This window comes from Yoonia sp. R78084, from assembly GCF_044595625.1.
Classification (GTDB): Bacteria; Pseudomonadota; Alphaproteobacteria; order Rhodobacterales; family Rhodobacteraceae; genus Yoonia.
In genome coordinates, this window is record NZ_CP138993.1 from 2,057,872 (window position 1) to 2,072,221 (window position 14,350).

Annotated in this window: 13 protein-coding genes; 11 read left to right on the forward strand and 2 right to left on the reverse strand. The window is 58.7% G+C overall.

The window, feature by feature from the left end:
- Window positions 1-80: 80 nt before the first annotated feature.
- The 7 genes from SJY29_RS10445 to SJY29_RS10475 all read left to right on the forward strand — a co-directional run bounded on the left by SJY29_RS10445 (window position 81) and on the right by SJY29_RS10475 (window position 8,470).
- Window positions 81-1,640, forward strand: coding sequence for a 2-isopropylmalate synthase (locus SJY29_RS10445; RefSeq protein WP_110279354.1), 1,560 nt, complete (start codon window positions 81-83; stop codon window positions 1,638-1,640).
- A gap of 307 nt (window positions 1,641-1,947) precedes the next feature.
- A complete protein-coding gene (locus tag SJY29_RS10450) occupies window positions 1,948-2,985 on the forward strand; it encodes a rod shape-determining protein (RefSeq protein WP_055291896.1) in 1,038 nt (345 codons plus the stop codon).
- A 24-nt stretch (window positions 2,986-3,009) separates the two neighbouring features.
- Window positions 3,010-3,933: a rod shape-determining protein MreC gene (mreC, locus tag SJY29_RS10455; RefSeq protein WP_110279356.1), complete on the forward strand. Its 924-nt coding sequence runs from the start codon at window positions 3,010-3,012 to the stop codon at window positions 3,931-3,933.
- Entirely contained in the window at window positions 3,926-4,465 is a 540-nt protein-coding gene (locus SJY29_RS10460) for a rod shape-determining protein MreD (protein ID WP_400082641.1), read from the forward strand. The genes mreC and SJY29_RS10460 overlap by 8 nt, the downstream gene beginning before the upstream one ends.
- Window positions 4,462-6,402: a penicillin-binding protein 2 gene (gene mrdA, locus SJY29_RS10465; RefSeq protein ID WP_400082644.1), complete on the forward strand. Its 1,941-nt coding sequence runs from the start codon at window positions 4,462-4,464 to the stop codon at window positions 6,400-6,402. Before SJY29_RS10460 ends, mrdA begins: the two co-directional genes overlap by 4 nt.
- Window positions 6,399-7,538, forward strand: coding sequence for a rod shape-determining protein RodA (gene rodA, locus SJY29_RS10470; RefSeq protein ID WP_400082646.1), 1,140 nt, complete (start codon window positions 6,399-6,401; stop codon window positions 7,536-7,538). The genes mrdA and rodA overlap by 4 nt, the downstream gene beginning before the upstream one ends.
- A complete protein-coding gene (locus SJY29_RS10475; RefSeq protein ID WP_400082647.1) occupies window positions 7,538-8,470 on the forward strand; it encodes a 2-hydroxyacid dehydrogenase in 933 nt (310 codons plus the stop codon). Before rodA ends, SJY29_RS10475 begins: the two co-directional genes overlap by 1 nt.
- On the opposite strand, the gene SJY29_RS10480 is transcribed toward SJY29_RS10475, so the two are convergent.
- Entirely contained in the window at window positions 8,467-9,246 is a 780-nt protein-coding gene (locus tag SJY29_RS10480; RefSeq protein ID WP_400082650.1) for an SseB family protein, read from the reverse strand. The genes SJY29_RS10475 and SJY29_RS10480 overlap by 4 nt on opposite strands.
- Complete coding sequence (locus SJY29_RS10485; protein WP_400082652.1) at window positions 9,243-9,827, reverse strand: uracil-DNA glycosylase family protein; 585 nt, start codon at window positions 9,825-9,827, stop codon at window positions 9,243-9,245. Before SJY29_RS10485 ends, SJY29_RS10480 begins: the two co-directional genes overlap by 4 nt.
- Before the next feature lie 156 nt (window positions 9,828-9,983).
- Between SJY29_RS10485 and SJY29_RS10490 the strand changes: the two genes are divergently transcribed.
- Genes SJY29_RS10490 through SJY29_RS10505 form a run of 4 tightly spaced genes read left to right on the forward strand, consistent with a single transcriptional unit; the run spans window position 9,984 to window position 14,341 of the window.
- Window positions 9,984-10,643, forward strand: coding sequence for an ABC transporter ATP-binding protein (locus SJY29_RS10490; protein ID WP_110279362.1), 660 nt, complete (start codon window positions 9,984-9,986; stop codon window positions 10,641-10,643).
- Complete coding sequence (locus tag SJY29_RS10495) at window positions 10,621-12,171, forward strand: capsule biosynthesis protein (RefSeq protein WP_400082655.1); 1,551 nt, start codon at window positions 10,621-10,623, stop codon at window positions 12,169-12,171. Before SJY29_RS10490 ends, SJY29_RS10495 begins: the two co-directional genes overlap by 23 nt.
- Window positions 12,171-13,004, forward strand: a complete 834-nt coding sequence (gene kdsA / locus SJY29_RS10500) for a 3-deoxy-8-phosphooctulonate synthase (RefSeq protein WP_400082658.1) — start codon at window positions 12,171-12,173, stop codon at window positions 13,002-13,004. The genes SJY29_RS10495 and kdsA overlap by 1 nt, the downstream gene beginning before the upstream one ends.
- Window positions 13,005-13,054: 50 nt before the next feature.
- On the forward strand, window positions 13,055-14,341 hold the full coding sequence (locus SJY29_RS10505) for a mechanosensitive ion channel family protein (RefSeq protein WP_400082661.1): 1,287 nt from the start codon (window positions 13,055-13,057) through the stop codon (window positions 14,339-14,341).
- Window positions 14,342-14,350 lie beyond the last annotated feature (9 nt).

A 14,350-nucleotide genomic window follows, 5' to 3' on the forward strand; every position in this document is an offset into this window, starting at 1 on the left:
GCCTCTGAGCGTGCCTGTCGGCGCGACCGCTCAGAGGGTGAAACGCGCCAAGATATGCTAAGGACAAAAGGAATACCAAAATGACCAAATCGAACGAAGTGTTGATTTTCGACACCACATTGCGCGACGGCGAGCAATCTCCGGGCGCGACCATGACCCATAACGAAAAGCTCGAAATCGCCGAACTGCTGGACGAGATGGGCGTTGATATTATCGAGGCGGGTTTCCCGATTGCCTCGGAAGGTGATTTTCAGGCGGTGAGCGAGATTGCGAAACTGTCGAAATCCGCCACTATTTGCGGTCTGTCGCGCGCCAACTACAAGGATATCGATCGCTGCTGGGAAGCAGTGAAACACGCGAAATCTCCGCGCATCCACACGTTTATCGGCACATCCCCGCTGCACCGTGCGATCCCGAACCTGACCATGGATGAAATGGCCGAGCGTATTCACGATACGGTCACCCATGCGCGCAACCTGTGTGACAACGTGCAGTGGTCGCCGATGGATGCGACACGGACCGAATGGGATTACCTGTGCCGTGTGGTCGAGATTGCGATCAAGGCGGGTGCCACCACGATCAATATTCCTGATACAGTTGGGTACACCGCGCCGCGCGAAAGCGCCGATCTGATCCGCCGCCTGATCGCAAATGTGCCGGGTGCGGATGACGTGATTTTCGCAACCCACTGCCACAACGACCTTGGGATGGCGACCGCCAACTCATTGGCAGCCGTCGAGGGTGGTGCACGCCAGATCGAGTGTACCATCAACGGTCTGGGCGAACGTGCGGGCAATACCGCGCTGGAAGAGGTCGTGATGGCGCTCAAAGTGCGCCATGACATCATGCCCTACACCACCAAGATTGATACGCGGAAGATCATGAATATCTCGCGCCGCGTGGCGACAGTGTCGGGCTTTGCGGTGCAGTTCAACAAAGCCATCGTCGGCAAGAACGCCTTTGCCCATGAGAGCGGCATTCACCAGGACGGCATGCTGAAGAACCGCGAGACATTCGAGGTGATGAAACCCGAGGATGTGGGTCTGGCGGGGACATCCCTGCCCTTGGGCAAACACTCGGGCCGTGCAGCACTGCGTGCGAAACTGGCGGAGCTGGGGTTTGATCTGGCGGACAACCAGTTGAACGATATCTTTGTGCGCTTCAAGGATCTGGCAGACCGCAAGAAGGAAGTCTTTGACGATGACCTGATGGCGCTGGTCTATCAAAACGACAGCGCCGAGGACCGGCTGAAGCTGAAATCCCTGCGTGTTGTCTGCGGCACCCAAGGCCCCCAGACAGCCGATATGGTGATGGAAATTGACGGCGCCGATGTTGAAACATCGGCCACAGGTGACGGTCCGGTGGATGCGACTTTCAACGCCGTCAAAGCATTGTTCCCGCATGGTGCGCGCCTGCAACTGTATCAGGTCAGCGCAGTGACCGAGGGTACCGATGCGCAGGCGACAGTCTCGGTCCGGATGGAAGAAGAGGGCCGCATCGCGACGGGACAATCGGCCGATACCGATACCGTAGTGGCAAGTGCCAAAGCCTATATCAACGCGCTGAACCGCCTGCTTGTGCGCCGCGAACAATCAGAGCCCGGATATGACGTAAAGGGTGTCAGCTACAAGGACACCTGAGGCAATCTGCACCGACTCAATGAACAAACGGCGATCCATTGACTTGGGTCGCCGTTTGTCGTTCGGCGGCAAGGGTCATAAAGATGACAGGACCCGATATCACACACGATATTGCAAAAGTATAACCAGTGGGCATTTTGGGGCAAATTTTATCATTCTCAGATTGATAAATCACAAGTGGCAGATTGCCGCCGCGTTTCGAAAATGGAGGGCTTCTATCCCTTCGAGAGTGTCTTTATAACCAACTGAAACCCGCCAGTGCGCAGTGGAGCGGGACAACCACTTTATTATCGGGACGACCTCTCAAATGGCAGGCTTTGGCGGATTGTTTTCATCAGATATGGCGATTGACCTCGGCACGGCGAACACGCTGGTCTATGTCAAAGGCAAGGGCATCGTTTTGTCTGAACCGTCTGTGGTGGCCTACCACGTCAAGGACGGCGTCAAGAAGGTCCTTGCGGTGGGCGAGGATGCCAAATTGATGCTGGGCCGCACGCCCGGCAGCATCGAGGCGATCCGTCCGATGCGCGACGGTGTGATCGCGGATTTTGATACCGCCGAAGAGATGATCAAATACTTCATCCGCAAGGTGCACCGCCGCTCGACCTTTTCGAAACCCAAGATCATCGTCTGTGTCCCGCACGGTGCAACGCCTGTCGAAAAACGTGCGATCCGCCAGTCTGTTCTCTCTGCCGGTGCGCGCCGTGCCGGTCTGATTGCCGAACCGATTGCCGCCGCCATCGGGGCCGGCATGCCGATCACCGATCCGACCGGAAACATGGTTGTTGATATCGGTGGCGGTACGACCGAGGTGGCGGTCCTGTCCTTGGGCGACATCGTTTACGCCCGCTCGGTGCGCGTTGGTGGCGACCGGATGGATGAGGCGATTATCAACTATCTGCGCCGTCAGCATAACTTGTTAATCGGTGAGAGCACTGCGGAACGGATCAAGACATCAATCGGAACCGCCCGTATGCCCGACGATGGGCGCGGCCAGTCGATGCATATCCGTGGCCGTGATCTGCTGAACGGCGTGCCGAAGGAAACCGAAATCAGTCAGGCGCAGGTCGCCGAGGCGCTGGCCGAACCAGTGCAGCAAATCTGCGAGGCTGTGATGACCGCGCTAGAGGCCACACCGCCGGATCTTGCCGCCGACATCGTGGACCGTGGTGTGATGCTGACGGGAGGCGGTGCCTTGCTGGGCCAGCTTGATCTGGCGCTGCGCGAACAGACGGGTCTGGCGATTTCTGTCGCCGACGAGTCACTCAATTGTGTAGCCTTAGGCACGGGCCGCGCACTGGAATATGAAAAACAGCTGCGGCATGTGATAGACTACGACAGCTAACAGATAGCGAGGGAATATCCGCCCTTGGCACGCGACAAGAATAGTGAAGACTTTATTGGCCCGATCCGCAGATTGCTGGTTGGGGTGTTGGTCTTGGCGCTTGTCGGTCTTTTTCTGGTATGGCGGATCGACAGTCCGCGCGTCGAAAGGCTGCGCGCGGCCACCGTTGATGCTGTTGTGCCGTCTTTCAATTGGGCGATGGCCCCGATCACCGGCGCCGCCAATCTGGTGAGCGATTTTCAAAGCTATCAGCAACTGCGCGCCCAAAATCAGGATTTGCGCCGCGAGCTGCAGCAGATGCGCGCATGGCGCGAGGCCGCACTACAGCTGGAACAGGAAAACGCGAAGCTGCTTGATCTGAATAACGTGAGCCTTGATCCGAAACTCACTGTTGTCACGGGTGTCGTGATTACAGATAGCGGATCGCCCTTCCGCCAATCGGTTCTCGTGAATGTTGGCGCGCGCGACGGCATTCTTGATGGCTGGCCCACGATGGATGCCATCGGGCTGGTGGGCCGGATTGCGGGTGTCGGGCAAAACAGCAGCCGTGTGATGTTGCTGACAGATACCTCGAGCCGCATCCCCGTTACCATCCAACCCTCTGGTCAACGCGCTATTCTTGCCGGCGACAATTCCCTAAACCCGCCACTGGAGTTTCTGGAGGATGCAGCCCTTGTCCGGCCCGGTGACAGGGTTGTCTCGTCCGGTGATGGCGGTGTGTTTCCGGCTGATCTGTTGGTGGGTCAGGTTGCTTTGGGCACGGACAACCGGTTGCGGGTCCGTCTGGCGGCCGATTATCAAAGACTGGAATTCTTGCGTGTTCTGCGCTCGCAACCCCACGAACGCATCGGCGATCCGGGAAATCTGCTTGCGCCCGAGGCCGAGTTCTTTGGCCCCGCAGCCATCAACCCTGCCGCATTGAACGCATCGGAGTTTGGCGATGGCTGAATGGGCGGACAGCAAAACGTGGTCGAACAGGCTTGTCTTTATCGCATTGGCCTTTGTGTTGATCGTGCTTGATTTGGTGCCGCTGGATATGCGCCCTTCGCTTTGGGCCGCACCGGATGTGCTACTGGCGGCGACACTTGCCTGGGTCGCGCGCAAGCCAAGCTATGTTCCTGTCTTCATCATTGCGATGATCATGCTTTTGACTGACTTTCTGTTCCTGCGCCCGCCGGGGCTTTGGGCGGCACTGGTTGTTGTGCTCTCCGAGACGATCCGCCGCCAGCATCGCGAATTCCGTACGATGCCTTTCCTGGTCGAATGGGGCACAATCGCCTTCGGGATTGTTGCCATCACCGTGATCAACCGTATCGTGCTCGTGGTGGTTATGGCGCCAGTGGCACCTTTGGCGCCGACATTGATTGAAATGGTCGCGACTATTCTGGTTTATCCTATCGTGCTTATCGCAGCGCATTTCGTTTTCGGGGTGTCACGCATGTCACCGGGTGAAGTTGGCAGTAAGGGACAGGTTCTATGAAGCGCGCACCCAAAGATGTGATTGCAGGCGCACGCACTGTCAGTCGCCGCGCGCTGGTTGTGGGCGGTGTCCAGCTTGGGATCGTGGGGGCCCTGGGCTGGCGGATGCAGTCCTTGCAGGTCGAACAGGCCGACCAGTTCCGCCTCTTGGCCGAGGAAAACCGGATCAACATTCGTCTGCTTCCCCCGTCGCGCGGTCTGATCTTTGATCGTAACGGTATTCCGATCGCCGCAAATGAGCAGAATTACCGCGTCGTCATGGTCCGCGAAGATGCGGGCGACGTGGGCGAGGTTTTGGCCAAGCTGACCGAGATTGTCGAAATCGACCCGCGTGATCTTGCGCGGGCGATGGAAGAGATGCGCCGTCGATCGCCTTTTGTGCCGGTCACGATTGCAGACCGTCTTTCTTGGGAAGATGTGGCACAGATCAACCTCAATACCCCTGCCCTGCCCGGTATTCAGGCCGAAGTTGGCCTGAGCCGCGTTTACCCCTGGGGGGCTGATCTGGCCCATGTTGTCGGATACGTCGGCCCTGTGAGTGATTATGATCTCAGCCGGATTGATGATCCTGATCCCCTGCTGCAAATCCCGAAGTTCCAGATCGGCAAGACAGGTGCGGAAAACCGGCTGGAACGCACGCTGCGCGGCACTGCGGGCACGCGCCGGATCGAGGTGAATGCCGCAGGCCGCATCATGCGCGAGCTTGACCGCCAAGAGGGTGATCCGGGCAAGGATGTGCAACTGACGCTGGATAGCCGGCTGCAAAGCTATGTGCAGGCGCGGCTGGACAATGAAAGCGCCGGTGCTGTTGTCATCGACCTTGAGAATGGTGATTTGCGCGCCATCGCGTCTGCGCCTGCCTTTGATCCCAACCTTTTTGTGCGCGGTATTTCCGTGGCGGACTGGACTGCGCTGAACGAAGACAAATACCGCCCGCTCGCCGCAAAAGCGGTGCAAGGCACCTATCCTCCGGGTTCGACTTTCAAGATGGTGACGGTTCTGGCGGCGATGGAGGCGGGTGTCGTCACCCCTGATGAGACGGTTTATTGCCCGGGCTATACGGATGTTTTCAACATCCGGTTCCACTGCTGGAAACGTGGTGGCCACGGCAATATGAACCTGCACGAAAGCCTCAAGCAAAGCTGCGACTGTTACTATTATGAGATCGCCCAGCGCGTCGGCATCGACAAGATGGCAGAGATGGCCCGCAAGCTGGGCTTGGGCGTGCGCCATGATCTGCCCCTCTCGGCGGTGGCCGAAGGGCTGGCACCCGATAAGGAATGGAAAGCGCGCGTGCGTGGCGAAGAGTGGCGGATCGGGGATACCGTCAACGCTTCGATCGGACAGGGCTATGTGCTGTCCTCGCCCTTACAGCTTGCCGTGATGACAGCGCGGCTTGCCACGGGCCGTGTCGTGACACCGCGCCTGATCCGGCTGATTGACGGGGTCGAGCAACCCTCCGGCTTGGGCGAAAGTCTCGGGTTGAATGAAAACACACTGCGCCGCATTCGCGCGTCGATGGAGGATGTGTGCAACCACCGGCGAGGGACTGCCTACGGATCGCGGATTATTGACGAAGCGCACAAGATGGCTGGCAAGACCGGCACAAGTCAGGTGCGCCGCATCACGCCCGAAGAACGCGCCGCCGGTGTGACCCGTAACGAAGATCTGCCGTGGGAACGCCGCGACCACGCGCTTTTTGTGGGCTATGCGCCTTTTGACAACCCGCGCTATGCCGTATCGGTCGTCGTGGAACATGGCGGTGGCGGATCGGCGGCTGCGGCACCGATTGCGCGTGATATTCTGTTGCAGGCCCAATATGGCGGCCCGCCCCCGCTTGAGGCCTATCCCGCCGCAGTTCGTGACCGCATCGCCGAGCAACAACGCCGGATTGAAGCCCGTGTTCCGCAGGGTGCAACAGGGCGCAGCCGCGTATGAGCTATCTTGAGTATAACACCAAGTATGTCCCGACCGGATTTCGCAAGGTGCTGCACCTGAACTGGGCGATTATTCTGTTGCTCATTGCGGTCGCAAGTGCCGGTTTTCTCATGCTTTATTCGGTCGCAGGCGGGTCGATGACGCCTTGGGTCGAACCCCAGATGCAGCGTTTTGCGCTTGGCATGGTCCTGATGCTGATCGTGGCGATGGTGCCGATCTGGTTCTGGCGCAACATGGCCTTTGTCGCCTATGGCGGATCGTTGGTTTTGCTCCTAGGCGTTGAGTTTTTCGGCGAGGTACGCATGGGCGCCCAGCGCTGGATTGATCTGGGTTTCATGCGCTTGCAGCCTTCGGAGTTGATGAAAATCACCTTGGTGATGTTTCTCGCCGCTTACTATGACTGGCTGCCCAACAAGAGAACCTCGCATCCGCTTTGGGTGGTCGTGCCGGTGGTCATCATTGTCGTGCCAACACTGCTGGTTTTGCGCCAACCAGATCTGGGGACAGCGCTTTTGCTGCTTATCGGTGGCGCCACGGTGATGTTCCTTGCAGGGGTCCATTGGGCCTATTTTGCAACCGTGGGCGGGGGCGGGATCGCCGCTGTTGTCGCTGCCCTGCAAAGCCGCGGCACACCGTGGCAGCTTTTGCAGGATTACCAGTATCGCCGGATTGATACCTTTCTGGACCCTGCAAATGACCCCTTGGGTGCGGGCTATCACATCACGCAGGCCAAGATTGCGTTGGGCTCTGGTGGGTGGACCGGACGGGGTTTCATGCAAGGCACACAATCGCGGCTAAATTTCCTGCCCGAAAAACATACCGATTTTATCTTCACGACCCTGGCTGAGGAATTCGGCTTTGTCGGTGCTTTCACCTTGCTGGTGCTCTATCTGCTGATCGTCGTTTTCTGCATCATTTCGGCGATGGGCAACCGTGACCGCTTTGCCTCTTTGCTGACGCTCGGTGTCGCGATGACCTTCTTTCTCTTCTTTGCTGTGAACATGGCGATGGTGATGGGCCTTGCCCCTGTCGTCGGTGTGCCCTTGCCGCTGGTCAGCTATGGCGGGTCCGCCATGCTGGTCCTGCTGGTGGCTTTCGGCCTTGTTCAGAGCGCCCATATCCATAGGCCACGCTGATGCTGAATATCCTTTTCTCTGCCAAACCTGCCGCGTGGGAGGAATATGAAGGGCCGCTGAATGCAGCCCTGACCGAGGCTGGCCTGTCCGCAAACCTGTCGCGCACGCACGCGCCGCGGGATGTCGACTACATCATCTTTGCCCCTAACGGGCCCGTGACGGACTTTCGCCCCTATACAAAAACCAAGGCGGTAATGGGTCTTTGGGCGGGGGTCGAGACGATTGTGAACAATGAAACCCTGACGCAACCGCTCTGCCGATTGGTGGATGAGAGCCTGACAGCGGGGATGGTGGAATGGGTGACAGGGCATACGCTGCGCCATCATCTGGGGATGGATACCCATATCTTTGGACAGGATGGTGTATGGCGCGATGACAGCTTTCCGCCTGTGGCCGCCAAACGCCCCGTGACGATCCTCGGGATCGGTGCCTTGGGGGCAGCCTGCGGTCAGGCGCTTGCGGCTTTGGGCTTTCCAGTGACAGGGTGGAGCCGCAATCCCAAAAATATCACCGGTCTGCGCTGCTTGCACGGCGATGACGGGCTGCGCGAGGCGCTGACCGACGCGCAGATTGTCGTGCTTTTGCTGCCGCAAACGCCGGAAACGACGAATATTCTGAACGCCGAGACCCTGGCGCTGATGGCGAAGGGCGGTTTCGTCATCAACCCGGGCCGTGGGCCGCTGATTGATGATGCAGCACTTCTGGCCGCTTTGGATGCGGGCCAGATTGCCCATGCAACGCTGGATGTGTTCCGCATTGAACCGCTGCCGGCGGAGCATGCGTTTTGGGCGCATCCGCAGGTGACGGTGACGCCGCATATCGCATCCACCACACGCCCCGAGACCGCAGCCCAAGTGATCGTGGACAACATCGTGCGCGGTGAAGCGGGCCAGCCGTTTCACTATCTGGTGGATCGCGCGCGCGGCTACTAGCGCAGTTTCGGCGGTTTCGCGGGGTCCATCCCCGGTGCGCTGCCCGGGGTTTGCGGTGCTTCCAGCACGGGCAAATCAAAGCGCAATCCGACGCGTGCCAGATGTGCGGCCAGCGGATCGGCGGCGCGCACAAAGAGCACATCCATCATGCCTGCCTCAATGCCCGAGAAGGTCAGCGCCTCGCTTGCGGCGGAGGCCAGCGCCTTTTCCGCCCCTTCCAGCGCATCGACGAAGGCCAGAACATGGCCGCGCGCACCGTCTTCATAGGTGGCGGCGGCAAGATAGGCGAAACGCGCCAGCCCTGCGGCGATCGCCAGTTTGCGATCAAGCCCGGTAACGACCGCCTCGGGCAGGCCTTTGGGGGCCAAGACTTCGGTCAGGCGGGCCTCGGTCTCGTCGGGCCCGTGTGACAGGGTTTGCACCAGCCAATCAATGGCCTCGGCCGGGATCAGCATGGCAGAAGGCGCGACTTCGAGGTTGAGCGCCAGACCGATCCCCTGCCCTGCCAGCATTTGCGCCAAGGCGCGGCCCGGGATGCCTGCATAGGGTGCAGCGCGGCCGACAAATTGCGACAACCGCTCTTCGCGGTCGAAAACAAGGGCGAAGCGCTGGTCTTCGATGTCGAAAAGCTCGGGCGTGATCTGGTCGCCTTCCGCCTCGGCGCCGAGCAGCATGAACAGTTCGGTATCGGCAAGGCGTTCGTAAAACCGCAGGCGCGCGGTGTCGTCATCGGGGGCCGCTTCCATTGCGGCATGGGCCAGATCAAGGTCGGTCATTGTAATTCATCTTTCACAGCTTTGCGTAATGACGGCAGCAGGTCCGTTTCAAACCACGCATTCTTCTTGAGCCAAGCGGTATTGCGCCACGACGGATGAGGCAAGGGGAAGACACGCGGCGCAAGGCCGCGCCACCCTGCCACCGTCGCAGTGACGGATTTCTGCGGTCCAAGGTGCCAGCGATGCGCGTAACCGCCGACAAGGATCGTCAGCGGCACATCGCCGAGGGCCGCCATCACGCGGTCATGCCATGTGGCTCCGCAGATGGCAGGCGGCGGCAGATCAGCGCCCTTTGCGTCATATCCGGGAAAGCAAAACGCCATCGGGACGATCGCAACCCTTTCGCGGTCATAAAAGCCGGCGCTGTCCATCCCCAACCAATCGCGCAAACGGTCGCCAGAACGGTCGGCAAACGGCCTGCCTGCTTCATGCACACGCAATCCGGGTGCCTGACCTGCAATCAGAATCCGGGGGCTGTTCTGAAACCACACCACGGGGCGCGGGCTGTGCCGTGTTTTCGTCTGCGCAAAACGATCAGCGCAAATCCGACATGCGGAAATTTCGTATTGGAGATTTCTCAAGGTACGCTCTCGGCCTGATGATGCGGCGCATGCCCGCTCACGCAATTGTCGCTATATTGATGCCACAAAGTCGCTGTATGGAAAACGGCGTAGGCATGTTAATACCTTGCCTGTAAGAAAAATACGCACCGGTCAGCGGGCAAGAGCGGAAACGGCATGCTTGAATTTGCAGAAGTGAGCAAATCCTTTTGGACAGGGACGCAGCGCAAGGTCATCCTTGATCGCGCCTCTTTCCGCGTGGAGCTGGGCAATTCACTGGGGATTCTGGCCCCCAACGGGACCGGCAAGACAACGCTGATCAACATGATGTCCGGTCTGGAAAAACCCGATGAGGGCACAATCCGTCGCGGTTGCCGGATCTCGTTTCCTTTGGGCTTTATGGGGGGCACGGACGGCACCCAGTCGGCGATGGAAAACAGCCGCTTCATCGCCCGCCTCTATGGTCTGGACCCCGATTATGTCGAAGCTTTCTGTCGGTGGCTTTGCGGTCTGGAAGAATATTTTGACATGCCGCTGGGCACTTATTCATCGGGCATGAAACAACGTTTCTCTTTTGCGCTGCTTTTGGCGCTGGATTTTGATATCTACCTGATTGACGAAGGGATGCCCGGTGCGACCGATGCGGAATTCAACCGCAAAGCAGGTGAAATCCTGCGGCAAAGATTGGAAAAAGCGACAGTGATTATTGTTTCGCACCAGCCGGCCACATTGGAACGGCTTTGTAAATCCGCCGCGGTGCTCAAAAACGGGCAACTGCATATGTTTGACACCTTGGAAGAGGCGCGCGTGCTTTATGACTACCAAACCCAAGGTTAAAAAATTCCGCATCCGGCGCAAGACGGATGAAGCGCAAGAGCAGGAGCCGAGCGTAGACGCATCCGAAGAGGTGAAGGCCCCTTCCCACGCTGAGCAGATTGCCGCGATCAGCAAAGAGGGGCTGACAGGGCGGCAGTTGCGGATGGCGCGGCGCGTTGCGGTCAAGAACGGGTTTCAGGCCTCGTCAGATTATGATGCCGTGCGGCAATTGCGTGCGGCAGGGATTGATCCGTTCCAGCGCAGTTCGATACTTGAACTGGTTAAACCCGATAGTGCGAAAATCCCCGGCCGGAGCGGGCGCATCCAGTTGCCGGATACGACCCAAGAGGAGGGCATCTCTCTCCCTTCAACCAATAGTGCCGCGACCCTGAACCGGCATGCATCGGAGATTCTCCAAATCCAGCGCGACATCGCGCGGCGGCGCAGACGCAAGCTTGCCCTGCTGTTCACGCGGCTGTCGTTCTTTGTCTTTCTGCCCACCTTTCTTGTCGGCTGGTATTTCTACAAGATTGCCACTCCGATGTATGCCACGAATTCCGAAATCGTGATCCAGCAGGCACAACCCCAAGGCGGCGGCCCGACCGGACTTGCCACGCTGTTTCAGGGCACGTCCATGGCAACCCAGCAGGACAGTATTGCAGTGCAATCCTATCTGGCATCGCGCGAAGCGATGCTGCGGCTCGATGCCGATTTCGGGTTCAAGGAACATTTTTCGGACCCCGCGATTGATTCCATTCAACGTCTGGAAGAGAACGCCACGAACGAAGCGGCATTCGGTCTTTACAGCAACCATGTGAAGATCAGCTACGACCCCACCGAGGGATTGATCCGGATGGAAGTGATCGCCGCGGATCCCGTCAAAAGCTATGAGTTTTCGCAAGCACTGATCGGTTACGCCGAAGAACAGGTGGATCAGTTGACCGCGCGTCTGCGCGAAGACCAGATGCGTGGCGCGCTGCAAAGCTATGAAGAGGCCGAACAGCGCCGCGCGGATGCGCTTGCCACATGGCTTGCCATTCAAGAGGACGTGCGCCAGATCGACCCGCAAAGCGAGAGTGCCGCCCGCATGGGGCAGATCAACTCGCTTGAGAGCGAAAAACAGCGTCTGGAGCTTGTTCTGCAATCCCGCCTGAACGTGGACCGGCCAAGCGAAGTGCAAGTACAGTCCTTGCGCGACCAGATCGCCAATATCGATAACCTGATCGCTGAATTGCGCGACCAGCTTGTCGGCGGCGCGGGCGAAGAAGTGTCTTTGGCGGCACGGAATACAGAATTGCGCACAGCCGAAGAGAATTACGCATTCCAGACGGCCATGGTGCAGCAGGCATTGACACAAATGGAAACGGCCCGCATTGAAGCCAACCGTCAGGTCCGTTACCTGTCGCAAAGCGTGCGGCCGGTCATTCCCGATCAGGCCAGCTATCCACGTGCTTTTGAAAACACGGTCCTCGCGTTTTTGATCTTTTCAGGCATCTACCTGATGATTTCGATCACCGCTTCGATCCTCCGCGAACAGGTAAGCTCTTGATGCATAACGTACAAATCGGCGATCTTTCGGTCAGCAATGATAACCCGCTTTTGGTGATTGCGGGCCCCTGCCAGCTCGAAGGTATCGACCACGCGCAGATGATCGCAGGCAAGATGGCCGAAATCTGTGCCGCCCATGGCGCGCAATTTATCTTCAAAGGCTCCTACGACAAAGCCAACCGCACCTCGCTGAGCGGCAAGCGCGGCCTTGGCATGGATGAGGGCCTCAAGGTCATGCAGTCGGTCAAGGACAGCATCGGCTGCCCCGTTCTGACGGATATCCACAGCCCCGAGCAATGCACGACGGTTGCCGCGGTCTGCGACGTGATGCAGATACCCGCGTTCCTGTGCCGCCAGACGGATCTGTTGCTCGCTGCCGGCGAAACCGGCGCGGTGATCAACATCAAGAAGGGTCAGTTCCTTGCACCTTGGGATATGCCCAATGTCGTGTCCAAGATTGAAAGCACAGGCAACAAACGGATTTTGCTGACCGAACGCGGGTCTTCGTTCGGTTACAACACGCTAGTGGCGGATATGCGGTCTTTGCCGATTATGGCGCGCACCGGCTATCCGGTGGTTATGGATGCGACCCACTCGGTCCAGCAGCCTGGTGGCATGGGCGGATCATCGGGCGGACAGCGCGAATTTGCCCCTGTGATGGCCCGCGCGGCCGTGTCCTTGGGGATCGCAGCGGTGTTTATCGAAACACACGAAGACCCCGACAATGCCCCGTCCGATGGACCGAATATGATCCCGCTGGATCAGATGGACGGCGTGATCAAGAGCCTGATGGCGTTTGACGCACTTGCCAAGGCGGAACCTCTGCGCGTGTGACAGAGCGATTTTCCTTGCTATAAGGGCGCATTGTCAGCTGGATTACTCACATGCGCCTTTTCCTCCTTTTCGCACTGTTTTTTGCGGTAGCGCTGCCTGCTCCGGCGCAAGAGGCCACCGGCCCGATTGCCACCGAAACCTCTGCCCAGCAGGACGCGGCCATCGCCCTGCGCATCCGTGAAATTCTTGGCGAACTGGGCAACTATGAAGACGTGACCGTCACGGTCAGCGAAGGTGTGGTGACACTGCGGGGCACAACCACCTCTGCAGTTGAGGCGGTTGCTCTTGATCCGCTGGCCGCGCGTGTTGCCGGTGTCGTGGCCGTGCGCAACCAGGTGACCGAAACAACCGATATCGGCGACAGGCTGAACCCCGCAATCGACCGGTTCAGGGCGCGTCTGGACCAGTTTATTGCCTTTGTGCCGCTTGCGCTGATCGCTGGCGCGGCCTTTGCGCTTGTGGTGTTTTTGGGCTTTGCACTGGCGCGGATGCGCCAACCGTGGGAACGGCTCGCGCCCAATACCTTTATCGCCGAGATCTACCGCCAGCTTTTGCGCATCGCTTTTGTGATCTTTGGTATCGTCATCGCGCTTGATATCCTCAATGCCACAGCACTTCTGAGCACAATTTTGGGTGCCGCGGGTATCATCGGTCTGGCATTGGGCTTTGCGGTGCGCGACACGGTGGAGAATTTTATCGCCTCGGTCATGCTGTCATTCCGCCAACCGTTCCGCCCCAATGACACGGTCGAGATCAACGGCGATATCGGCAAGGTCATCCGCCTGACCAGCCGCGCGACGATTCTTTTGTCCTTTGACGGCAACCACATCCGGATACCCAATTCGTCTGTCTTCAAGAGCCGGATTATCAATTACACCCAGAACGCCGAGCGCCGGTTCATGTTCTCGATCATGGTTGAGCGGGATACCGACCTGCAAGCGGCGCGCGCGATGGTGGAACAGACGGTGCAGGAGCTTCCTTTCATCTTGGAGGAACCTGCCGCACAAACCTGGATCGAGGCGTTGCACGCCTCTGGTGTCGAGCTTGTGGTGACTGGCTGGGTTGACCAGAACGAGACATCCATCGTGCGTGCCAAAGGTGAAGCGCTGCGGCAGGTAAAGCTTGCCATACAAGCCGCCGGCATTGTGATTCCCGATGCGACGCAGGCCATTCAACTGACGAGAGAGACTAAAGCGCTCCCGCAAGAGCTTCAGGAAAGCACGCAGGTGGAAACTGTCGAGGCCAGTGAAGACGCCGCTTTGGACCGGATTGTGGACGCTGAAAGGCAGGAAGAAATCACCGAAGATTTGCTGCGTCAGGACAGCATGAAAGAATAGCACATTTCT

Excerpts from the sequence above, each read along its gene's own strand:
- SJY29_RS10445 (WP_110279354.1), top strand. The coding sequence starts at position 81 with ATGACCAAATCGAACGAAGTGTTGATTTTCGACACCACATTGCGCGAC.
- SJY29_RS10450 (WP_055291896.1), top strand. The coding sequence starts at position 1,948 with ATGGCAGGCTTTGGCGGATTGTTTTCATCAGATATGGCGATTGACCTC.
- SJY29_RS10460 (WP_400082641.1), top strand. The coding sequence starts at position 3,926 with ATGGCTGAATGGGCGGACAGCAAAACGTGGTCGAACAGGCTTGTCTTT.
- mrdA (WP_400082644.1), top strand. The coding sequence starts at position 4,462 with ATGAAGCGCGCACCCAAAGATGTGATTGCAGGCGCACGCACTGTCAGT.
- rodA (WP_400082646.1), top strand. The coding sequence starts at position 6,399 with ATGAGCTATCTTGAGTATAACACCAAGTATGTCCCGACCGGATTTCGC.
- SJY29_RS10475 (WP_400082647.1), top strand. The coding sequence starts at position 7,538 with ATGCTGAATATCCTTTTCTCTGCCAAACCTGCCGCGTGGGAGGAATAT.
- SJY29_RS10480 (WP_400082650.1), bottom strand. The coding sequence starts at position 9,246 with ATGACCGACCTTGATCTGGCCCATGCCGCAATGGAAGCGGCCCCCGAT.
- SJY29_RS10490 (WP_110279362.1), top strand. The coding sequence starts at position 9,984 with ATGCTTGAATTTGCAGAAGTGAGCAAATCCTTTTGGACAGGGACGCAG.
- SJY29_RS10495 (WP_400082655.1), top strand. The coding sequence starts at position 10,621 with ATGACTACCAAACCCAAGGTTAAAAAATTCCGCATCCGGCGCAAGACG.
- kdsA (WP_400082658.1), top strand. The coding sequence starts at position 12,171 with ATGCATAACGTACAAATCGGCGATCTTTCGGTCAGCAATGATAACCCG.
- SJY29_RS10505 (WP_400082661.1), top strand. The coding sequence starts at position 13,055 with ATGCGCCTTTTCCTCCTTTTCGCACTGTTTTTTGCGGTAGCGCTGCCT.